Genomic DNA, 19929 nt, shown 5'->3' with positions numbered 1-19929 from the left:
TGGCATGTGCGGCCGTTACGCCGCGACGAAAGACCCGGCGAAGCTGGTCGAGGAATTCGCCGCGGTCGACCTGACCGAGGGCCGGGCGCGAGCGGACCACAACGTCGCGCCGACCAAGAACGTCGTCACCGTCGTGCAGCGGCATCCCCGCGACGCCGACGGGCTCGTCCTGGAGGACGAACCGGCGGAGCGCTCGCTGCGGATCATGCGGTGGGGCCTGGTTCCGTTCTGGGCCAAGGATCCTTCGGCGGGTTCGCGGATGATCAACACCCGCGCGGAAACCGCGAAGGAGAAGCCCTCGTTCAAACGCGCCCTCGCGGCGCGGCGGTGCCTGGTCCCGGCCGACGGCTGGTTCGAGTGGCGGCGCACGGGAAAGGAGAAGGAGCCGTTCTACATGACGGATCCCTCCGGGGATTCGCTCGCGTTCGGCGGAATCTGGGAAACCTGGCGGCCCAAGGACGACAAGGACGCCGAACCGCTGATCACCTTCTCGATCCTGACCACGGACGCCGAGGGCCAGCTCACTGACGTCCACCACCGGATGCCGCTGATCGTGCCGCGCGACCACTGGGCGGGCTGGCTCGACCCGGACCGGTCCGAAGTGGACGAACTGATGGTGCCGACGTCGCCCGCGGTGGTCGAATCGCTGGAGCTGCGGCCGGTTTCGAGCCTGGTGAACAACGTCCGCAACAACGGCCCGGACCTGCTGCGGCGCGCGGAAACCGAGCAGCCCGTCGACTCGCTGTTCGATCAGCCATGACCACCCTCGAAATCGACACCGAACACGGCCCCGCGCGGGTCGAACTGCACTGCGCGCCCGACGGAGACGCGGTGCTGCTGCTGGGCCACGGGGCGGGCGGCGGCATCGGGGCGAAGGATCTCGTGGCGGTAGCCCAGGCGGCGAAGGCGGCCGGGATGCATGTCGCGCTGGTGGAACAGCCTTACCGAGTGGCTGGCCGCCGGGCTCCGGCACCGGCCAAGCAACTGGATACGGCGTGGCTGACGGTGGCGGACGAGATTTCCGCGCGGTTCGACGATTTGCCGTTGGTATTCGGCGGTCGTTCTTCGGGCGCTCGGGTCGCGTGCCGAACTGCTTCGGCTGGGCAGGCGGTCGCGGTGCTGTGCCTGGCGTTCCCGGAACATCCGCCGGGGCGGCCGGAGAAGTCCCGGCAGGCGGAGCTGGACGCGGTCGAGGTGCCGGCTTTGGTGATCCAGGGGGAGCGGGATCCGTTCGGGCGCCCTTCGGCGGCTCCGCATCATGAGGTCGTGATGGTGGACGGGGATCACACGCTGGCCGCAGATCTGGACTCGGTGGCGCGGGCCGCGGCGGAGTGGCTGGGGCGGGTCGTCCGGCCGCATCTGTGATGGGGACGCGGGCCGGATCGGTTGACTTCGCGGCGCGCTGATTCCGGTTGCTTGCCCAGGTCGGCTGTGGATAGTTCCAGGTAGAGTTTTTGCAGGTCAGCGCCTGTTGTTGCGGGTTATCCACAGCTTGGCGAACCTGTGGGCAACTGGTCGTGCGCCCGCTTTTGGACCGGTGGTGGCGGATAGACTGGGCAGGGGCAGCCCCCCGTGGAGGGCGGGGGTGCGCTCGTCGTGCGGGGTGCTCAGCGGCGGCGAGTTGCGGGGTGCCCGTGCCAGGGTGGATCGCATGACTGCCAACGCTTCCGACGAAGTCCTCGCCAATGACTACGACTCCTTCGGCGAGGCCTACGCGATCGAAACCGAGCACAGTCTCATCAACGCCTACTACACCCGCCCCGCGATTCTCGATCTTGCTGGCGACGTAGCCGGCCGGAGGATACTCGACGCGGGCTGCGGGGCTGGTCCGCTGTTTGCCTCGCTGCGGGACCGCGGCGCGCAGATGGCTGGCTTTGACTTCAGTGCCACCATGATCCGGCTCGCTCGGCAGAGACTTGGCGACGACGCGGATCTCCGGGTCGCCGATATCAGCCAGCCGCTGCCCTACACCGACGGTGCGTTCGACGACGTCATCGCGGCATTGGTGCTCCACTACCTGGAGGACTGGACTGCCCCGCTCGCCGAGTTGCGGCGGATCATCCGGCCTGGCGGGCGGTTGATCCTGGCGGTCAACCATCCGTATGTCTACAAAGCACTGCATCCCGACGGCAGTTACTTCGCTACCGAACAATGGTCTGAGGAGTACACGTTCAACGGCCAGAAGGGCGTGCTCGCGTACTGGCATCGTCCGCTGCACGCGATGACGGATGCCTTCGCCAAAGCCGGGTTCCGTACGTCGGTGATCAGCGAGCCGTATCCGGCAGAAGGGGCGCGGGAGAAGTTTCCCGAGGAGTTCGGGGACAAGGAAGCCTTCCTCTGCTTTCTGTTCTTCGTCCTCGAAGCGGCTTAAGCAGAGCTATGGCACGGGAAGCGGCGGAGTGCCGCTTGCCTTGCTGGAAGGCTAAGTCTGTGAGGGCCACCCTGAGGGAATCAGATTCCCTCAGGGTGCCCCTCACAGACGACACACCCAGCTCCCGCCATCCGCGTCGGCCCCGGCGCAAGCCAACCCGGCCCGTCAGCCGTGCAGGCCCGGGCGGACACGCCTCAGCCGCACCCATAACGCCGCTCGAAGTCCCTGGCGTGGGAATCCAAGGGACTGCTGGGATCACGCCACCACCGGAGACAGGCTGCTAGCCCGCCGCGATCCCGGCCACGACCGCGCCGGTCAGCTCGACCAGTTCGGCCGGGTCCAGTTCCACTTCCAGCCCGCGTCGGCCGCCGGAGCAGAACATCGTCGGGAAGTTCAGCGCGGAACCGTCCAGGACCACGGGCAGGCGGCTGCGGTGGCCGAGCGGCGAGATTCCGCCGAGGACGTAGCCGGTGGCTCGCTGGGCGGCGGCCGGGTCGGCCATTTTCGCTTTTTTGCCTCCGGCCGCCGCGGCGAGGGCCTTCAAGTCCAGTTGGCCGGTGACGGGCACCACGCCGACGACGAGCTTTCCGTCCACGTCCGCGACCAGGGTCTTGAACACCCGCCCGGGCTCCAGGCCCAGTGCTTCGACCGCCTCCAGGCCGAAGGACTCGGCACGGGGATCGTGGTCGTAGGTGTGCACGGTGTGCGCCACTTTCCGCTTCTGCAGCAGTGCCGTCGCCGGAGTGCCCTTGCCCGCCATGTGGGCGAGTCTACGAAACCGGCCGGGAATGCCCGGTCGGCACGCTCTGTTGAAGACAGCGTGACCACCACGCTCGCCACTCCCCGCCCCGGCAGGAGCCGTCCCGGGACCGGCTTCCCGAACCCCCGCGTAAACTCGGTGCTGCCGTATGCGCAGAAGCGCATCGACGCCGAACGGGAAGGGAACGGTTTGCCGAGCACCCCCAACTCCGCGCCGGAGACGGCGGCCGACGAACTGGAGCTCGCGGAGCGCTTCGAGCGCGACGCGATGCCCCTGCTCGACCAGCTTTACGCGGCCGCGATGCGGATGACCCGCAACCCGTCCGACGCCGAGGACCTGGTCCAGGAGACCTACCTGAAGGCGTACGCGGCGTTCGCGTCCTTCAAGGCAGGCACGAACCTCAAGGCGTGGATGTACCGCATCCTCACCAACACCTACATCAACGGCTACCGCAAACGTCAGCGGCAGCCGGTGCAGCAGCCCACGGACGAGATCAGCGACTGGCAGATCGCCAGGGCGGAAAGCCACACCTCGAGCGGCCTCCGCTCGGCCGAGGTCGAGGCGATGGACAATCTCCCCGACACCGACGTCAAGGCGGCCCTGCAGAAGCTCCCGGAGGAGTTCCGGCTCGCGGTCTACCTCGCCGACGTCGAGGGCTTCGCGTACAAGGAGATCGCCGAGATTATGGACACTCCGATCGGCACCGTGATGTCCAGGCTGCACCGCGGCCGCGCCCAGCTGCGCGACCTGCTGGCCGACGTCGCGCGCGAGCGCGGCTTCATCCGGGGGAACCGCGAGGAGGTGGCGAAGCGATGAGTTCGGAAGACGTGCCCGCGGAGAAGATGCCCTGCGAGGACGCGCTCGCGGAGATCTACCTGCTGCTGGACCGCGAATGCAGTCCGGAGCGGGACGCGGAACTGCGCAGGCACATCGAGGACTGCCCGCCGTGCCTCGAGGAGTACGGCATCGACGAGCACATCAAGCATCTGCTCGCCCGCAAATGCGGCGGCGACCTCGCCCCGGCGGAGCTGAAGAGCAGGCTGCGCGCGTCGATCCGGCAGACCGTCGCCACGCAGGGCGGCGTCACCGTGGAGCGCACCGAAATCACCGTGGAACAGCGCACCACCAGCGATTGACCACTCCTACGACAACGGCCCCCGTACCGAATCCGGTACGGGGGCCGTGTCAGGTCCGGGCGCGGACTCAGGCGTTGGGCTTCTTGCCGTGGTTGGCGCCGTTCTTCTTGCGGTCGCGACGCTTGCGGGCGCGCTTCGACATGTTCTCTCCTCGGTGTGCTGAGTGTCCCGGGGCGGGGTTAAACACACCGGCCGGGCACGGGTCAACTGGTCAAGTGTGTCATGCGGGCCCGGCGTGCTTCGGCGGCACCCGCCGTACGCTCTGGTTGGATGAACTCAGGAGGTGCGCAGGCATGAACGAACACACCGCACTCGAGGGCGGCCGGTAGCCGTGTCGACCCTTTCCGACCTGCTCGCCGAGAACACCGGCCTGCCCGGCGAGGCGGCGGACCACCTGCAGACCGTCGTCGCGGAGTGGCAGCTGCTCGCCGACCTTTCGTTCGCTGACTTCCTGCTGTGGGTTCCGGTTTCCGCGGAGCACCAGCCCGACGGCGGCGATTTCGTGTGCGTCGCGCACGCGCGGCCGACTACCGCGCCCACCGCGCATCCCGAGGACGTCGTCGGCACCCGGTTCACCGTGGACGAGCATCCGCAGCTGGCCAAGGCCATGCGCGAGGTGAAGATCTGCCGCGAGGAAGACCCGCATTGGTACCGCGACCTGCCGATGCGCCGCGAAGCGGTGCCGGTGAGCTTCGGCGGCGAGGTGATCGCCGTGCTGAGCCGCGAGACCAACCTCGCCGCGCCGCGCGTGCCGAGCCCGCTGGAGATCGCGTACCTCGGCAGTGCGGGCGACCTCTGCCAGATGATCGTGGACGGCACCTTCCCGCCGGCCGGCGGAAACCAGACCGACACGCACACCAGCCCGCGCGTCGGCGACGGTCTCGTCCGGCTCGACCAGGCGGGCACCGTCGTGTTCGCCAGCCCCAACGGCCTGTCCGCCTACCACCGGATGGGCCACGAATCCGACCTCGTCGGGCAGCGGCTGGCCCCGCTCACCCGGTCGCTGATCCGCGACCCGTTCGACGCCACCGAGGTGTCGCACCGGATCATCGAGGCCCTCGACGGCAAGCCGTCCACCCGCACCGAGGCCGACTCCAAGCGCGGCGCGGTCGTGCTCTTCCGTGCGCTGCCGCTGCGCCCGGCCGGGCAGCCCGCGGGCGCGCTGGTGCTGGTCCGCGACGTCACCGAGGTCAAGCGCCGCGACCGCGCGCTGATGTCGAAGGACGCCACGATCCGCGAGATCCACCACCGCGTGAAGAACAACCTGCAGACCGTCGCCGCGCTGCTGCGGCTGCAGTCGCGGCGCACCACGAGCGACGAGGCCCGGCTGGCGCTGGGCGAATCGGTGCGGCGGGTGTCGTCGATCGCGATGGTGCACGAGGCGCTGTCGATCTCCGTCGACGAGCGCGTGGACCTGGACAAGCTGCTCGACAACGTGCTGCCGATGGTCGGCGAGGTCGCCACCGCGGAATCGCAGGTCGGGCTCACCCGCAAGGGCTCGTTCGGTGTGGTCGTGGCCGAGATCGCGACGCCGCTGGTGATGGTGCTGGCCGAGCTGGTGCAGAACGCGATCGAGCACGCGTTCCCGCAGGGCAGGCCGGGCAAGGTCGAGCTGATCGTGGAGCGTTCCGCGCGCCGGCTGGACATCCTGATCCGCGACAACGGCCGCGGGCTGCCGTCCGGTTTCTCGCTGGAGCGCAGTGACGGGCTCGGGCTGCAGATCGTCCGGACGCTGGTGGAATCGGAGCTGCGCGGGTCGCTTTCGCTGCGCCAGGTCCGGACCGACGCGGCGGGCAACCGGGTGCCGGGCACCGAAGCGGCGCTGCGGATCCCGTTGTCCCGGCGGCTCTAGAAAACCCGGAGACAGCCCGAGTGTGCCGGATTACTGTCCGGCGCATGTCTGAAGTCACGTGGCGGCCGCTCACCAAGGCGGACGCCCAGTCGTCGGCCGATCTGCTCAACGCGATCGAGGCGGTCGACCAGATCGGCGAGAACTACACCGCCGACGACACTCTTCAAGAGCTGAACGACCCGTTCTCCGACCTCGAACGCGCGAGCCTTGCCGCGTTCGACGGCGACCGGATGATCGGCTACATGAAGACCCGGCACAAGCAGTACCCGGAGAAGATCCATCGGGTCTTTCTCGACGGCGGAGTCCATCCGGATTATCGCCGCCGCGGAATCGGCACCAGGCTGGTGGAAGCGGGAATCGCCGGGGCGAAGACGGTGCACGAACTGCACCATCCGACGCTGCGGCTCGCCGTCGACATCCACAAGGCCGAGCACATCGCCGGGACGGCAGAACTCTTTGGCGCGCGGGGTTTTTCGCCTGCGCGCTATTTCCAGCGCATGGAACGTCCACTCGGGACCGTCGAGGAAGCGGCGATTCCGGCGGGATTTCAGGCCGAACCGTGGTCGGCGGAGATCGACGAGGATTTCCGGCTTGTCCGCAACGAGTCCTATCGGGACCGCTGGGGCGCGACCCCGGTGGCGACGAACGCGTGGCAGAACAAATTCGCCAACCACACCCTGCGACCCGAGATCAGTTTTCTCCTGCGGGACAAGGCAACCGGCACTCCGGTGAGCCTCGTGCTGACCATGTCCTGGGAAGCCGACACCGCGACAACCGGCATTCTTGACGCGCATTTCATGCTGATCGGCACGATTCCCGGCTATCGGAAACGCGGCCTCGGCAGCACTGTTCTCGCGCACGCTTTGCGCGCGGCCGCGGAGCACGGCTACGACCAGGCCAGCCTGTCCGTTGATTCGGGTGGCCCGGCGGATTCGGCCGGGATTTTCGCGCGCGCCGGATTCACGCCGAAGCTGCGCTGCGTCCGCTGGGTGCGCGAAGCCTGAGGCGTCCACTTCGGACCCTGGACGCGTCGAAGGGCCGGTACCCGTGCAGCGGTACCGGCCCGTTCAACGTTCCGCGGGAGGACTTGGATAGTCCTGGGTGAGGCGGCACCCGGGTGCGGGGGAGCCAGCCTCGGTTGTTACGCTCAAACCGGGTATGTGTCGCCATGTGCGGCGCGGGCACGCGAGTGCCCGCCGGGCGAAAGTCCGGTCCGAGGTGGTGCTGGTGATGCTGGGTGCTGCAGCTGAGTCGTACCGACTCAGGCGGTGGTACGCGTGCCGATGTGCGTACGGCGGCGCTTGAGCGCGCGTCGCTCGTCTTCGCTCATTCCGCCCCAGACGCCGGCGTCCTGGCCGCTGGCCAGAGCCCAGGCCAGGCAGTCGGAAGCCGCGGGGCAGCGGTGGCACACGGCCTTCGCCTCGGAGACCTGCAACAGAGCCGGACCGCTGGTTCCCACCGGGAAGAACAGCTCGGGGTCCTCGTCTCGGCAGGCCGCGTCGTGGCGCCAGTCCATGTTCGTGAGCTCCTTCACAGTGACGCGGGGGGGCCGCGCCACAGTAGTGGCGGTCGTGTTTTTGGGTGCTTGTGAATGCTTTCACGAAGCACCGCGTTCGACAAGGGTTTCGACAAGATCGGTGAGTCAGCTCACCCGGCCGAGCTATGCCTCTGACCTGCGGTTTCGTTCGGAAAAGGTCCGCTCGCCGGAAGGCCGGTGCGGTGAACGGAGGGTTTGCGTCGCCGAGCGGCAGCACGCACTTTGCCGCGGGCGATCAGTGGTCAGCCGGTTACGCGACTACGGTGAGTGCATCCGGAACGCTCTGGAACTCGACCCGGGTGCGTTGCCCGACGAGGTCCCCGTCGACCTGGAAGTTGACCGGTTCAGCTGCGTCGATGCGGATCAGAGGCACATCGTCGCGGCGGAGCAGACGGCGGCCGTGCTGATCGCTCTCCGTGAGGAGAGCTTGCCGTACATGCGTGAACACGGTGGGCAATCGCAGACCGTTCAACGCGAACAGGCCCAATCCGGTCTCGAACGAGCAGCCGGGGTTGAGATGGACCGGACGTTCCCCGAGGTAAGTCCACGGATCGGTGTTGGACACGAACGCCGTCACCGCCTCGGCCGGTTCCTCGCCCGGGATCCGGACGGTCAGCGCGGGCCGCCCGAGCGGAGGGCGGAAGTAGGAGCGCACCGCGGCTCGGAGATAGAGGCTCGCGCTGGTTTGCTTGCCGCGCCGTTTCGCGACGCGGCCGACGACGTCGGCGTCCCAGCCGAGCCCGGCGTTGAAGGTGAACCAGTGCCCGTCGGCCAGCCCGAGGCCGATCCGCCGGGTCCGTTCGGTTTCCAGCGCGGTGAGCACCTGGTGGGTCGCCTCGACCGGATCGGCGGGAAGGCCGATCGCGCGCGCGAACACGTTGGCCGAGCCGCCCGGCACGACGCCGAGCATCGGCACGGACCCGGAGCGCCCGGGAGCGCCCGCGGAATCGGCGAGGAGACCGTTGACGACCTCGTTGACCGTGCCGTCGCCGCCGTGCGCCACGACCAGGTCGTAGCCGTCCCTCGCGGCCGAACGGGCCACCGCGAGCGCGTGCCCGCGGTAGTCGGTTTCGACGACGTCGAGCTTCACCTGGCTGGCCAGTGCGTGCGCCAGCACGTCCCGGCCACCCGCGGTGGTCGAGGTGGCCTGGGGGTTCACGACGAGGATGGCGCGCACTACCGCAGAGTAAGTGCTTTTCGCCCGGCGGGCGTACCTCCAGCGCCACATGGTGACGCGAAGCTCAGCCGCTTGCGCACGCCGTCCCGGCTCGGTGACCTGTGGCAACCCTGTGGCGGGCGGTCCTCCTCTGCAGACGGCGAAAACTCCGCGCGTCGTGACAAGTGCACCCGGGCCGACCGCCCGCTCATCCACGACTGCCCCGATTTTCTCGGGGCCGCCGCCCCGGGAAAACGGCCGACCGGGTGGCATACGATCGGTAGTGCTCACACACGGTCACTCGCGCTGGTCGGGCGGCCCGTGTCCCGGCAAGTTTCCCGCCAGGTTCCGCACCGCAGCTGAAAGGGCCGCGCCCGTGTCGCATCCCGAGAACCCGCCGCCCACCCCGTTCGAGGTCCGGCTCGCCGGCGTCCTGACCGGACTGCCCGGACTGGGCCTGCTGGTCTTCGGCGTGGTGGTGCTGGTGCACGGGCTGCAGCATCAGCCGATCCCCGGCAACAACGTCTGGGCCGAGTTCGGCACCTACGCGGTGCTGGCGCTGATCTTCCTGGCCGCCTCGGTGGGGCTGCTGCTCGGCCAGACCTGGGCCCGCTCGCCCGGCGTGGTCGTGGCGCTGCTGCTGATCGGGGTCGGCTGGTATCTGCTCGGGCCGTCCGCGCAGCCGGTGTGGGGCGTGCCGATCGGGCTGTGCGGGCTGGCGGCGCTGGTGCTGCTGTTCCGCCGTCCGTCGCGGGCCTGGGCGCTGGGGATGCACGACGACGAGACCGAAGAGGAGGCGGCCGAGCGCGGCGGCCTCGCGGGGCGGCGTGCCGAGCGGGAGCGCAACGAACAGGACTAGCACGCAATGACCGTCGAGCGGCAGTGACACCGTGTCATAGCGGCAGCTGACGCGGCGGCACTGGTCGAGGTACCCCTCTGCCGATGGAATCGGGACTGCGCAACCGAATTCCGAAGAGGGGAATCCCATGAGGAGACTGCGTCTCGTCGTGACCAGCTCAGCGGTTCTGTGCGGGGTGCTGGCCGGGGCGGTGCCCGCGGTGGCGAGTCCCGATGCCGCCACGGTCCCGGCCCGCTACACCGGGCAGGCACTGGACTGGCACGCCTGCGCCCCGGGCGAGCTGGCCGATCTGCCACCGGGCACCGACATCTCGGGGCTCGAATGCTCCGCCTATCGCACGCCCCGGGACTGGGACCGCCCGGCCGACGGGCAGTACCTGACCATCGCGATCAGCAGGCTCAAGTCCACCGGCCCGGCGACCGCGTCGGTGCTCACCAACCCGGGTGGCCCCGGCGGAGCCGGCCGCTGGTTCCCGGTCACGCTGCGCGGCCAGGAAAAGCTGCGCGAGCACCAGGAAATCATCGGCATCGACACCCGCGGCACCGGCCGCAGCACCAACGTCACCTGCGGCGGGGCGTTCGGCACCGGCGCGGACCTCGACCCGCGTGATCGCGATCCGCGCAACCTGAACCAGATCGTCGACGCGACCCGGTACATCGCGACGGCTTGCCACCAGGCCGCGGGCGAGCTGGGGGAGCTGATCAGCACCTTCCAGAACGTCCGGGACCTCGACCTGCTGCGGACGCTGCTCGGCCGGGAGCGGATCAACTGGATCGGGTACTCGGCGGGCACCTGGCTCGGCGCGCACTACGCGCAGCAGTTCCCGCAGCACACCGGCCGGTTCGTGCTGGACTCCTCGACCCAGTTCACCGGCAGTTGGCAGCAGTCGTTCGACTTCCAGCCGGCGGGTTACGAACGCCGGTGGCGGCAGGACTTCCTGCCGTGGATGGCGCGCTACGACGCCAAGTACCACTTCGGCACCAGCGGTGAGGCGGCCCGGCAGACCTACGAGAGCGTCCGGTACGCGCTGACCCGCGAGCCGGTCGAGGCCAACGGCACGAAGATCGGCGCGGTCGCGCTGGACTCCTTCATCGTCGGCGCGCTCAAGGCCAAGAGCCAGTTCCCGACGATCGCTTCGACGCTGGTCAAGGTCAAGACGCTGACCGACGCGCGGGCTTCGGCGGAAGCGAAGGGCGACGCTCGGGCGGCGCTCGGCAAGACGTTGTCGGAGGCGAAGAACGCCGATCCGCTGCGGACGGCCGGGGCGGACGACGCGATGGCGTCGACGTTGATCACGACCCTGTGCAACGACGGGCCGTGGACGGGCAATCGCCAGTCGATGATCCGCCGGTCGCAGGAGTACCTCGACCGGGGCGTGACTCTGCACAGTTCGTTGTGGATGGGGTTGCAGGTCTGCGCGTTCTGGCCGGGCCAGACCCGGCCGATGCCGGTGCTGGACGGCAAGGGGGTGCCGCCGGTGGTGATCGTCCAGTCCGAGCACGACCCGGCCACGCCGATCGAAGGGGCGCGGAAGGCGCACGCCGCGTTCCAGAACTCGCGGTTGCTGACTGTTGCCGGGGAGGGTGACCACGGGATTTACGGGATCGGCGGTAACCAGGCGGTGGATCGGGTGGTCGACGGGTATCTGGTGGACGGGGTGGTGCCGGAGGACCAGAGTCTGCCGGGGATGCCGTTGCCTAAGCCGTAAAGACCTCGTGAGTGCTGATCACGGTTCTAACCGTGATCAGCACTCACGACTCACGCTTCCTTGGCCAGCACCTTCAACGGCTCGTCCGTCAGCCGGTACACCGACCACTCGTCCTGCGGCAGTGCGCCCAGCGCCCGGTAGAACCCGACCGCCGGGTTCCAGTTGAGCACCGACCACTCCAGCCGGTGGTAGCCCTTGTCCACGCACTCCGCGGCCAGCGTCGCCAGCAGCACCTTGCCGAGGCCCGAGCCGCGCTGTTCCTCGCGGACGTACAGGTCTTCCAGGTAGATCCCGTGCGTGCCGCGCCAGGTGGAGAAGTTCAGGAACCACAAGGTGAATCCGGCGATCTCGCCGTCCACTTCGGCCACGTGGCCGAACAGCGCCGGCGCTTCGCCGAACAGCGCGCCGTGCAGCTGCTCGGAGGTGAGATGGCATTCCTGCGGGGCGCGTTCGTACTCGGCCAGCGCGTAGACGAGTGCCACGACGGCGTCGACGTCATCCGGCCGGATCCGCCGTACGCGGGGGTCGGTCACTTCATCCCTCCAGCGCGGGCAGCAGGTTCAGGTGCTCGATCTGCGGTTCGCCGCGTTCGTCGCCGAGCACCGCGAGACCGGCCGGGTCCAGTCCGAAGTGGACGCCCGAGGTGCCGGGAAGGCCGAGCCAGCGCGCGACGAGCACGCGGCTGAAGTGCCCGTGCCCGACCAGGACGACGTCGCCGTTCTCGATTTCGCGCCGGGCCCGGTCGAGGACCTTGTCCGCGCGCGCCTGCACGTCCTCCGCGCTTTCGCCGCCGGGGATCGGGCGGGTCCAGACGGTCCAATCCGGAACCGTTTCGCGGATCGTCGGCGTGGTGACGCCTTCGTAGTCGCCGTAGTCCCATTCGGCGAGGTCCTCGGTGACCTCGTCCACGCGCAGGCCGGCGAGCTCCGCGGTGCGCAGCGCGCGGCCGCGCGGGCTGGACAGGACCAGCCCTGGCCCGCCGAGCAGGGTCCGCAGGGTGCCGCCCGCCGCGCGCGCCTGGTCCTCGCCCGCCGGGGTCAGCGGGATGTCGGTGCGTCCGGTGTGCTTGCCGTTCGACGACCATTCGGTCTGGCCGTGCCGGAGAAGAAAGAGCCGATGTGCCACGCGGCCGAATATAGCCGGGGCGGGTTTGCCCGGCAGGCTCGTCGTGTGCTTCGCTACTCATGAGTAACTTCACCTGGGAGGTGCTGATGGGTTCGCCGTCGACGTACGGGCTGTGGCGCAAGCTGGCCGCCAAACCCGGCGGCAAGCAGCTGTTTTCCGCCGCGATGTGCCTGCGCGTGCCCTACTTCGGCACCGTGCTGCCGACCATCCGGGACATCCGTCCGGGCCACTGTTCGGTGACCGCGCCGAAGTGGTGGGGTGTGCACAACCACATCCGGACTTTCCACGCGATCGCCGCCTGCAACCTCGCCGAGATCGCGATGGGCATGCTGGCCGAGGCCACTGTCCCGGCCACGCACCGGTGGCTGCCCAAGGGCATGGAAGTGAGTTACGTCGCGAAAGCCGAAACCGGGTTGCGCGCGATCGCCGAATTGCCGGAGATTCCGGAGTTCGGCGACAAGGGATTCGATCTTCCGGTTCCGGTGCGGATCGTGGACGCGCGCGGGACCGAGGTGGTGACCGCGACGATCACGGTGTGGGTCACGCCCCGGAAAGCCGCCTGACCGGGAAACCTGTACTTCGCGTTACCCCGGCCGAGTGAAACTTAACACCGTTTACTGGGCAAATGCGAATAGCGTTCGTTTTGGCCTTGCCAGGGCGCTCGGGGGCAGGTCAGCATGCCGGGCATGGCCTCCCTCAACCGTCGCCGATTCCTCGGCCTCGCCGCGCTGAACTCCGCCGCGGCCCTCGGACTGACCAGCATTTCGGCGACGACCGCGCGTGCCGCGACCGTTGCGCCGCTGCCGGAGTACTCGCCCGCGGTGGTGATCGGCACCGGGTACGGCGCCGCGGTGACCGCGTTGCGGCTCGGCGAGGCGGGCGTGCCCACGGTGATGCTCGAAATGGGCCAGCTGTGGAACGAGCCGGGGCCGGACGGCAAGGTCTTCTGCGACATGCTGAAGCCGGACCGGCGGTCGATGTGGTTCAAGAAGCGCACGGAGGCGCCACTCGCGTCGTTCCTCTGGCTGGATATCGCGAACCACGACATCGATCCGTACGCCGGGGTGCTGGACCGGGTGAACTACGGCGGGATGTCGGTGTACGTCGGGCGTGGCGTCGGCGGCGGCTCGCTGGTGAACGGCGCGATGGCGGTGCAGCCGAAGCGGTCGTACTTCGAGGAAATCCTGCCGCGGGTGGACGCCGACGAGATGTACGGCAAGTACTACCCGCGCGCCAACGCGGGCCTCGGCGTGAACCACATCGACGAGGACTGGTTCGAGACCTGCAAGTCCTACCAGTTCGCCCGGGTTTCGCGGAAAGCCGCGCAGAAGACCGGGCTGAAGACCACATTCGTGCCGAGCGTCTACGACTTCGAGTACATGAAGAAGGAAGAGGCGGGCACAGTCGAGCGCTCGGCGCTGGCGTCCGAGGTCATCTACGGCAACAACGCCGGCAAGCGCTCGCTGGACAAGACGTATCTGGCCGCCGCGCTCGGCACCGGGCACGTGACGATCCAGACGCTGCACGAGGTCCGCGAGATCATCCAGCAGCAGGACGGCACGTACACGCTCGTCGTGCGCGAGTCCGACGCTCTCGGCAACGTGCTCGCCACCAAGCACCTCTCCACGAAGTACCTCTTCCTCGGCGCGGGCAGCCTCGGCTCCACTGAGCTGCTGGTGCGCGCCCGCGAGACCGGACGGCTGCCGCGGCTGTCCGAGGCGGTCGGGCAGGGCTGGGGCACCAACGGCAACGTGATGCTCGGCCGCGCTAACCACGTGTGGGACACGACCGGCAGCCTGGAGGCCGGGATGCCCGCGCTCGGCATCGACGACTGGGACAACCCCGCGAATCCGGTGTTCGCCGAGATCGCGCCGGTGCCCGCCGGGCTCGAAACGTGGGCGAGCCTCTATCTGGCGATCACCAAGAACCCCGAGCGCGGCCACTTCACCTACGACGCGGCCAGCGATTCGGCGAAACTGCAGTGGGCACCGGAGCAGGGGCAGCGCTCGATCGACGCGGCGAAGTCGTTGTTCGACCGGATCAACGAGGCGAACTCCACGATCTACCGCTACGACCTCTTCGGCGACACGCGGGCGTTCGAGAACCGGTTCACGTACCACCCGCTTGGCGGATTGGTGCTCGGCGAGGCGACCGACGACTACGGGCGCGTGAAGGGGTACCGGAACCTGTACGTGATGGACGGTTCGCTGATCCCGGGAAGCACCGGCGTGAACCCGTTCGTGACGATCACCGCGCTGGCCGAGCGCAATATCGAACGGGTCATCGCCGAGGACGGCGTGCGCGCCTAGCGGTGCGCTGACCGCAGCTTTTCGTAGTACGACACGCAATCCGCGTAGGACGGAAGCAGACCCTGGCCGAGCGCTTCGGCCAGGGTCGGCGCGGCTTTGTCCTTTTCGGACACAATGGGTGCCAGATCGGCGGGCCAGGGCAGGTCCAGTTCCGGGTCGAGCGGGTTGACGCCGTGCTCGCCTGCCGGGTTGTACGGCTCCGAGCAGAGGTACGCCATCACGGTGTTGTCTTCCAGCGCGATGAAGGCGTGCCCGATTCCCTCGGCCACGTAGACCGCGCGGAATTCGGTCGAATCGAGCCGTACCGAGTCCCATTCGCCGAACGTCGGCGAGCCGACGCGCAGGTCCACGACCACGTCCAGCAGCGAACCGCTCGGGCAGTAGACGTACTTCGCCTGCCCGGGCGGGGTGTCGGCGAAGTGCACGCCGCGAATCGAGCCCGCGCGGGAAACGCTGTGGTTCGTCTGCGCGACCCGCAGCGGATGCCCGGCCGCGCGGACGAGCGCCTCCTCCTGGAACGGCGCGACGAACAGCCCGCGTTCGTCGGGGAACACGCGCGGGACGAACTCGAAAGCGTCGGGGACCTTGAGCGGGCGGAAGTCCATGGCCGTCACCATATCGAGTGCGATTTCCGGACCCGGAACGGAACTGCTTCCGAAACCGGACGGACGTCTTGGGAATCGGGAATCTGTGACATGAACCGCACCGAGGGGTCGGGTGCGACCGGGGGCCTGTCATGATTGGCGGACCGCAGCGTCCGCGGCCATCGCCACACCCCACGGATCGGATGGCCGCCGAGACGCCTCGCCGACAGGCCGGCGCTACCGCGCTGGGCTGCCGTCCGGAGGACGAGTCCCACTCTCGACGGGTGCGTCTTCGCCCGTCGACAAGGTGGTCCCCCGCTCGCAGTCCCAGGAGTACGTTCGATGACCCAGACCCATCCGCCCGCTTCCGTCATCCGCACGACAGGAACCCCGATGACCGACCAGGCCAGCACCGTCGCGGCCGTGACCGACGCCGAGATCTTCACCGGGCACGAGGGCGGCAAGCTCTCCGTGGCGGCGACCCGGCCGATCTCCGACCCGCGCGACCTTTCGATCGCCTACACGCCCGGCGTGGCGAAGGTGAGCCGCGCGATCGCCGAGGACGCGGCCAAGGCGAAGCGGTACACCTGGGCGGACCGGCTCGTGGCAGTGGTCAGCGACGGCACCGCGGTGCTCGGCCTCGGCGACATCGGCGCGAGCGCCTCGCTGCCGGTCATGGAGGGCAAGTCGGTCCTGTTCAAGACCTTCGGCGGGCTGGACTCGATCCCGCTGGTGCTCGACACCACCGACGTCGACGAGATCGTCGAGACCCTGGTGCGGCTGCGCCCGTCGTTCGGCGCGGTCAACCTCGAGGACATTTCCGCGCCGCGCTGCTTCGAGCTGGAGGACAAGCTCAAGGAGGCGCTGGACTGCCCGGTCATGCACGACGACCAGCACGGCACCGCGATCGTCACGCTCGCCGCGCTGCGCGGGGCGAACCTGGTGCTCGACCGCGACATCGCCGGCGAGCGGGTCGTGGTGTCCGGGGCGGGCGCGGCCGGGGTGGCCTGCGCGAAGATCCTGCTCGCGGCGGGCGTCGCGGACGTGACGGTGCTCGACTCGCGCGGCATCGTGCACGCCGGGCGCGAGGACCTGAACCCGATCAAGCGGCAGCTGGTGGAGACCACGAACAAGGCCGGGCTCACCGGCGGTCTCGCCGAGGCGCTGCGCGGGGCGGACGTGTTCCTCGGGCTGTCCGGGGCGACGATTGACCCCTCGTTGCTGTCCACGATGGCGGATGACTCGATCGTGTTCGCGCTGTCCAATCCGGACCCGGAGGTGCACCCGGAGGTCGCGGCGCGGCACGCCGCGATCGTCGCGACCGGGCGGAGCGACTTCCCGAACCAGATCAACAACGTGCTGGCGTTCCCCGGGGTGTTCCGGGGCGCGCTGGACGCCGGGGCCCGGGCGATCACGGAGAACATGAAGCTGGCTGCCGCGGAGGCGATCGTGGCGGTGGCTTCGGACGACCTGGGGCGCGACCGGATCGTGCCGAGCCCGCTGGATCCGCGGGTGGCGCCTGAGGTGGCTGCCGCGGTCGCGAAGGCGGCTGAGCAGGACGGCGTGACCGGCTGACGGTTTTCGTTCGGATGGGCTCCCCGGCTTTGCTGCCGGGGAGCCTTTCTTTTTGGACTTGCTGGTCCATTTTTTGCGCGCCACGGTGGTCTGATGAAGATCGGATTGCGCGGGTACGGCGTGTGGCAGGTCGGGGCGTTTACTACCCCGGCGATGGCGGCGGAGATCGAGGAGCTGGGGTATTCCGGGCTGTGGCTCGGTGGGCCGGGGGTTGATCTGGCTGGGATTGACGAGCTTTTGGCGGCTACCGAGTCGTTGGTGGTGGGGTCGAGTGTCGTCAATGTGTGGCGGGGTGATCCTTCGGTGTTGGCGGCCTCGTATCAGCGGGTGACTTCGAGGTTTCCTGGGCGGTTTGTGCTCGGGATTGGAGCTGGGCATCGGGAGCAGTCGGTCGGGTATGAGCGGCCGATGGATGCGGTTCGGCGGTTCCTTGATGGGCTGGATGCGGGTGAGGTGCCGGTTTCGGGGCGGGTGTTGGCTGCGTTGGGGCCGAAGATGCTGGAGTTGGCTTCGGAGCGGGCTGGTGGGGTGGTGCCGTATTTGGTGCCGCCTGCGCATACGCGGGTTGCTCGGGAGGCGTTGGGGGCTTCGGGGTTTGTGGCGCCGGAGCAGAAGGTGGTGCTGGATGCGGATGTGGAGCGGGCTCGGGAGGTGGCTCGGCCTCGGGTGGAGCATCCGTATTTGGGGTTGGTGAATTACACGAGCAATTTGCGGCGGTTGGGGTATTCGGAGGCTGATCTGGCTGGGGCTGGGTCTGATCGGTTGATTGACGATCTGGTGGCGTTGGGGGATGTCGCTTCGGTTGTCCGGCGGCTGGGGGAGCATGCGACGGCTGGGGCGGATCATGTTGTGGTGCAGGTGGTTACGGGGAAGTACCAGATGCATCCTGCGTTGCCGGGGGTGCGGTTGCAGGTCTATGACGATGAGGTGAGGCGGGTTTACCGGGAGTTGGCTGGGGGGTTGTTTTAGGTCGGGCTCGTCGCCTGGCGGCGACATTGCGCCTCGTTTGGCGTGGGGGCACCCCGAAGCCAATTGTGATGACGGTCTGAGGGTGCTTGTCAAGGCGGGAAAGATGCCTTGACAAGCACCCTCAGACCGCATTGGGGCTTCGTATCGGGGTGCGGGGGTGGTGTGGGTGCACGGCTGGTTGGGTGCCTTGGCTGCCGGGTGCCTTGGCTGCCGGGTGGTCTGTGAGGGGAACCCTGGGGGAATCTGGGGCCAATGCCAGGGGCTTAAGCTGCGTGGCCGCACGCTGGCCGATGTGCCCGTTTTATGCCTGCATGACCATATCTGGAGGTCCGTGAGGGGAACCCTGAGGGAATCTGGGGCTGTGAGGGTTCCCCTCACGGACTCTGGCTGGCAGTGGAAGCTGTGCGTGGGGCTGTGTTGCGGGTAGGCGGGAGCGATTGCGCTGGTCGGGGGCGGTGACTGCGATTTGGCCGCTAGGGGGACTGCAATCTGGCCGCTCAGTGAGCTTCAATCTGGCCGCTCACCCGCTTGGGGGTTAGCCGGGGAGTAGTTCTGGCAGGCGGTGTCGGGGTACGTCCACCAGGCGCAGGTCTGCCAGGTCCGACGGGACGTTCAGTGCGGCGTTCGCCAGTCTTGCGTGGGCTCGGGTCAGCAGGTCGGACGGGTGGTCTACCAGGTCGGCGGCGACGATGGCGTGGCGGTTGTCGGGGGTGCTGCGGAGGAGGCGCAGGCGGTATTTGTCCGCTACCAGCGACGTCAGGGACGCTTGTGCGGCCGCGTCCGCTAGGTCGGGGTGGTTGTTCGGCAGCAGCAGCGCTAGGCGGCGGGCGTTGGTGCCCAGCAGGGTGCGCAGGAGCCAGGGGCCGGGGTCTGCGGTGAGGTCCATGGCGACCGCGTCGCCTTCTGGGGCGGAGGTGGCCCAGCCGACTGGGCGGGTTTCCAGGGCTAGGCCGCCTTCGGAGGCGATTTCCCGGGCGGCGGCCAGCAGGCCTGGTTTGGTGCCTGCCGACTCCACCGACTGTGGGCCGTGCGTGTAGATCGCCGAGCTTCCCTTGCGGGCGAAGGACTTTTTCGCTTTCGCGGTCGGCTGGCAGACATACAGGTCTGCTGCGCTGCCGATGGCTTGCGCGCCGGTGTAGCGGTTGAAGTCCGGGAGGATTGCCTCGTAGGTCAGGCCCAGGGTGGCGAGGGAGCGTTGCACCTGCGCGCCTAGGGCAGGGTGGCGTGGGCTGTAGCCGTAGGCCAGGAGGATTCGGCCTTCGGTGGGTTCGCGCAAGGCTTGCACGGCGCGTGCGGCGAAGAGGCCCATGCCTTCGGGGGTGTAGGGCGGATCGCTGAACACCAGGTCTGCCTTGCCGGTCAGGGCGGGTGGCAGGCCTACACGCAGGTCGGCGTGTGCGGTGAAGATGCTGCGTTCGCCGGTTGTGTCCAGGTAGGACAGAACGCGTTCGTCCAGGTCCACTACGGACAGTTCGGCTTCTGGGCACACGGCGCGCACGGCCAGGGACGTCAGGTCGTGGTCGCCTAGGAAGAGGACTTTGCTGCGGCGGAGGTCGTAGCGAGAGTTCAGCCACAATGCGCGGCGCAGCACGGTCTCCGGGGTTGCCTGCACGTGGTCCAGTGCGGCCAGCGGCGGCGGGACGGCGGCGATTCGTTCGGCCAGCATGGTGAGGAGGGCGGGCTGGGCGGCGACTGCGGCGTCTAGCGGGTCGGGCAGTGGGGGCAAGGAGTATGACGCGTAGGTGGCGCGTGATGCGGGGGCGATTCGGACGCCGGCCGGGGAGCGTTCTAGGTCTGGTTCCAGCGCCGCCAGTAGGTCTTCGACGCTTCGGCGCGGGGCAGCGGTGAGCCGTACTAGGTCGGCCAATTCATACGAGCCGTTGCGCAGCAGGACGAGCACTTCGTAGAGCGGGCGGACGGCGGCGCCGTGTGCGGCGAGGACGTCGTCTAGGGCGGTCACGGGGTCCGAGAGTAGTAGGCCACCCTGC

General features: G+C 68.7%; 21 protein-coding genes. 13 read left to right on the top strand and 8 right to left on the bottom strand.

The features are described from left to right. Positions 1–4 precede the first annotated feature (4 nt). The 3 genes from ACFSVL_RS27030 (at position 5) to ACFSVL_RS27020 (ending at position 2371) form a co-directional block, all read left to right on the top strand. On the top strand, positions 5–760 hold the full coding sequence (locus ACFSVL_RS27030) for an SOS response-associated peptidase (protein ID WP_378308357.1): 756 nt from the start codon (positions 5–7) through the stop codon (positions 758–760). Further along, a complete protein-coding gene (locus tag ACFSVL_RS27025) occupies positions 757–1365 on the top strand; it encodes an alpha/beta hydrolase family protein (protein WP_378308356.1) in 609 nt (202 codons plus the stop codon). Before ACFSVL_RS27030 ends, ACFSVL_RS27025 begins: the two co-directional genes overlap by 4 nt. Positions 1366–1651: 286 nt before the next feature. Next, a complete protein-coding gene (locus ACFSVL_RS27020) occupies positions 1652–2371 on the top strand; it encodes a class I SAM-dependent methyltransferase (protein WP_378308355.1) in 720 nt (239 codons plus the stop codon). 280 nt (positions 2372–2651) lie between these two features. On the opposite strand, the gene ybaK is transcribed toward ACFSVL_RS27020, so the two are convergent. Further along, the gene (ybaK, locus tag ACFSVL_RS27015) at positions 2652–3131 is read right to left on the bottom strand and encodes a Cys-tRNA(Pro) deacylase (RefSeq protein WP_378308354.1); all 480 of its coding nucleotides are present in this window, start codon (positions 3129–3131) and stop codon (positions 2652–2654) included. A gap of 189 nt (positions 3132–3320) precedes the next feature. Between ybaK and ACFSVL_RS27010 the strand changes: the two genes are divergently transcribed. Together ACFSVL_RS27010 and rsrA are read left to right on the top strand one after the other, a co-directional pair. Further along, positions 3321–3947, top strand: a complete 627-nt coding sequence (locus ACFSVL_RS27010; RefSeq protein ID WP_037355674.1) for a sigma-70 family RNA polymerase sigma factor — start codon at positions 3321–3323, stop codon at positions 3945–3947. Next, a complete protein-coding gene (gene rsrA / locus ACFSVL_RS27005) occupies positions 3944–4267 on the top strand; it encodes a mycothiol system anti-sigma-R factor (RefSeq protein WP_378308353.1) in 324 nt (107 codons plus the stop codon). The genes ACFSVL_RS27010 and rsrA overlap by 4 nt, the downstream gene beginning before the upstream one ends. Before the next feature lie 67 nt (positions 4268–4334). Here rsrA and ACFSVL_RS27000 read toward each other — a convergent pair whose 3' ends face one another. Then, the gene (locus tag ACFSVL_RS27000; protein ID WP_098515123.1) at positions 4335–4409 is read right to left on the bottom strand and encodes a 50S ribosomal protein bL37; all 75 of its coding nucleotides are present in this window, start codon (positions 4407–4409) and stop codon (positions 4335–4337) included. Between the two features lie 189 nt (positions 4410–4598). Here ACFSVL_RS27000 and ACFSVL_RS26995 point away from each other — a divergent pair, with 189 nt between their 5' ends. Together ACFSVL_RS26995 and ACFSVL_RS26990 are read left to right on the top strand one after the other, a co-directional pair. Further along, the gene (locus ACFSVL_RS26995; protein ID WP_378308352.1) at positions 4599–6119 is read left to right on the top strand and encodes a sensor histidine kinase; all 1521 of its coding nucleotides are present in this window, start codon (positions 4599–4601) and stop codon (positions 6117–6119) included. A gap of 44 nt (positions 6120–6163) precedes the next feature. Next, on the top strand, positions 6164–7123 hold the full coding sequence (locus ACFSVL_RS26990; protein ID WP_378308351.1) for a GNAT family N-acetyltransferase: 960 nt from the start codon (positions 6164–6166) through the stop codon (positions 7121–7123). A gap of 257 nt (positions 7124–7380) precedes the next feature. On the opposite strand, the gene ACFSVL_RS26985 is transcribed toward ACFSVL_RS26990, so the two are convergent. Then, positions 7381–7635: a WhiB family transcriptional regulator gene (locus ACFSVL_RS26985; RefSeq protein ID WP_009082948.1), complete on the bottom strand. Its 255-nt coding sequence runs from the start codon at positions 7633–7635 to the stop codon at positions 7381–7383. 271 nt (positions 7636–7906) lie between these two features. Beyond that, positions 7907–8833 carry a diacylglycerol/lipid kinase family protein gene (locus tag ACFSVL_RS26980; RefSeq protein WP_378308350.1) on the bottom strand — a complete coding sequence of 309 codons (927 nt, stop codon included), beginning with the start codon at positions 8831–8833 and terminating at the stop codon, positions 7907–7909. Between the two features lie 355 nt (positions 8834–9188). Here ACFSVL_RS26980 and ACFSVL_RS26975 point away from each other — a divergent pair, with 355 nt between their 5' ends. Beyond that, a complete protein-coding gene (locus ACFSVL_RS26975) occupies positions 9189–9671 on the top strand; it encodes a hypothetical protein (protein WP_378308349.1) in 483 nt (160 codons plus the stop codon). Between the two features lie 127 nt (positions 9672–9798). Next, positions 9799–11379 carry an alpha/beta hydrolase gene (locus ACFSVL_RS26970; RefSeq protein ID WP_378308348.1) on the top strand — a complete coding sequence of 527 codons (1581 nt, stop codon included), beginning with the start codon at positions 9799–9801 and terminating at the stop codon, positions 11377–11379. 50 nt (positions 11380–11429) lie between these two features. On the opposite strand, the gene ACFSVL_RS26965 is transcribed toward ACFSVL_RS26970, so the two are convergent. Together ACFSVL_RS26965 and ACFSVL_RS26960 are read right to left on the bottom strand one after the other, a co-directional pair. Next, on the bottom strand, positions 11430–11912 hold the full coding sequence (locus ACFSVL_RS26965; protein WP_378308347.1) for a GNAT family N-acetyltransferase: 483 nt from the start codon (positions 11910–11912) through the stop codon (positions 11430–11432). Position 11913: 1 nt separating this feature from the next. After that, a complete protein-coding gene (locus ACFSVL_RS26960; protein ID WP_378308346.1) occupies positions 11914–12504 on the bottom strand; it encodes an acid phosphatase in 591 nt (196 codons plus the stop codon). Positions 12505–12590: 86 nt separating this feature from the next. Here ACFSVL_RS26960 and ACFSVL_RS26955 point away from each other — a divergent pair, with 86 nt between their 5' ends. Both ACFSVL_RS26955 and ACFSVL_RS26950 read left to right on the top strand, forming a co-directional pair. Beyond that, positions 12591–13067, top strand: a complete 477-nt coding sequence (locus tag ACFSVL_RS26955; RefSeq protein ID WP_378308397.1) for a hotdog fold domain-containing protein — start codon at positions 12591–12593, stop codon at positions 13065–13067. A gap of 123 nt (positions 13068–13190) precedes the next feature. Next, positions 13191–14813, top strand: a complete 1623-nt coding sequence (locus ACFSVL_RS26950; protein ID WP_378308345.1) for a GMC oxidoreductase — start codon at positions 13191–13193, stop codon at positions 14811–14813. Here ACFSVL_RS26950 and ACFSVL_RS26945 read toward each other — a convergent pair. Beyond that, positions 14810–15418: a dTDP-4-dehydrorhamnose 3,5-epimerase family protein gene (locus ACFSVL_RS26945; RefSeq protein WP_378308344.1), complete on the bottom strand. Its 609-nt coding sequence runs from the start codon at positions 15416–15418 to the stop codon at positions 14810–14812. The genes ACFSVL_RS26950 and ACFSVL_RS26945 overlap by 4 nt on opposite strands. A 372-nt stretch (positions 15419–15790) precedes the next feature. Here ACFSVL_RS26945 and ACFSVL_RS26940 point away from each other — a divergent pair, with 372 nt between their 5' ends. Together ACFSVL_RS26940 and ACFSVL_RS26935 are read left to right on the top strand one after the other, a co-directional pair. Continuing rightward, positions 15791–16972, top strand: coding sequence for an NAD(P)-dependent malic enzyme (locus tag ACFSVL_RS26940; RefSeq protein WP_378308396.1), 1182 nt, complete (start codon positions 15791–15793; stop codon positions 16970–16972). Between the two features lie 93 nt (positions 16973–17065). Then, on the top strand, positions 17066–17941 hold the full coding sequence (locus ACFSVL_RS26935; protein ID WP_378308343.1) for a TIGR03620 family F420-dependent LLM class oxidoreductase: 876 nt from the start codon (positions 17066–17068) through the stop codon (positions 17939–17941). A 535-nt stretch (positions 17942–18476) separates the two neighbouring features. On the opposite strand, the gene ACFSVL_RS26930 is transcribed toward ACFSVL_RS26935, so the two are convergent. After that, the gene (locus tag ACFSVL_RS26930; RefSeq protein ID WP_378308342.1) at positions 18477–19901 is read right to left on the bottom strand and encodes a bis-aminopropyl spermidine synthase family protein; all 1425 of its coding nucleotides are present in this window, start codon (positions 19899–19901) and stop codon (positions 18477–18479) included. Positions 19902–19929 lie beyond the last annotated feature (28 nt).

Source organism: Amycolatopsis silviterrae (assembly GCF_042684085.1).
GTDB lineage: Bacteria > Actinomycetota > Actinomycetes > Mycobacteriales > Pseudonocardiaceae > Amycolatopsis > Amycolatopsis silviterrae.
The sequence above is the reverse complement of the archived record's forward strand: the minus strand, read 5'-3'. Positions and strand labels throughout refer to the sequence as shown.

What these genes read in the sequence shown, in the direction of transcription:
- ACFSVL_RS26985 (WP_009082948.1), bottom strand. Translation starts at nt 7,635, where the DNA reads ATGGACTGGCGCCACGACGCGGCCTGCCGAGACGAGGACCCCGAGCTG.
- rsrA (WP_378308353.1), top strand. Translation starts at nt 3,944, where the DNA reads ATGAGTTCGGAAGACGTGCCCGCGGAGAAGATGCCCTGCGAGGACGCG.
- ACFSVL_RS27030 (WP_378308357.1), top strand. Translation starts at nt 5, where the DNA reads ATGTGCGGCCGTTACGCCGCGACGAAAGACCCGGCGAAGCTGGTCGAG.
- ACFSVL_RS26945 (WP_378308344.1), bottom strand. Translation starts at nt 15,418, where the DNA reads ATGGACTTCCGCCCGCTCAAGGTCCCCGACGCTTTCGAGTTCGTCCCG.
- ACFSVL_RS26955 (WP_378308397.1), top strand. Translation starts at nt 12,591, where the DNA reads ATGGGTTCGCCGTCGACGTACGGGCTGTGGCGCAAGCTGGCCGCCAAA.
- ACFSVL_RS27020 (WP_378308355.1), top strand. Translation starts at nt 1,652, where the DNA reads ATGACTGCCAACGCTTCCGACGAAGTCCTCGCCAATGACTACGACTCC.
- ACFSVL_RS26990 (WP_378308351.1), top strand. Translation starts at nt 6,164, where the DNA reads ATGTCTGAAGTCACGTGGCGGCCGCTCACCAAGGCGGACGCCCAGTCG.
- ACFSVL_RS26940 (WP_378308396.1), top strand. Translation starts at nt 15,791, where the DNA reads ATGACCGACCAGGCCAGCACCGTCGCGGCCGTGACCGACGCCGAGATC.
- ACFSVL_RS26935 (WP_378308343.1), top strand. Translation starts at nt 17,066, where the DNA reads ATGAAGATCGGATTGCGCGGGTACGGCGTGTGGCAGGTCGGGGCGTTT.
- ybaK (WP_378308354.1), bottom strand. Translation starts at nt 3,131, where the DNA reads ATGGCGGGCAAGGGCACTCCGGCGACGGCACTGCTGCAGAAGCGGAAA.
- ACFSVL_RS27025 (WP_378308356.1), top strand. Translation starts at nt 757, where the DNA reads ATGACCACCCTCGAAATCGACACCGAACACGGCCCCGCGCGGGTCGAA.
- ACFSVL_RS26970 (WP_378308348.1), top strand. Translation starts at nt 9,799, where the DNA reads ATGAGGAGACTGCGTCTCGTCGTGACCAGCTCAGCGGTTCTGTGCGGG.
- ACFSVL_RS26950 (WP_378308345.1), top strand. Translation starts at nt 13,191, where the DNA reads ATGGCCTCCCTCAACCGTCGCCGATTCCTCGGCCTCGCCGCGCTGAAC.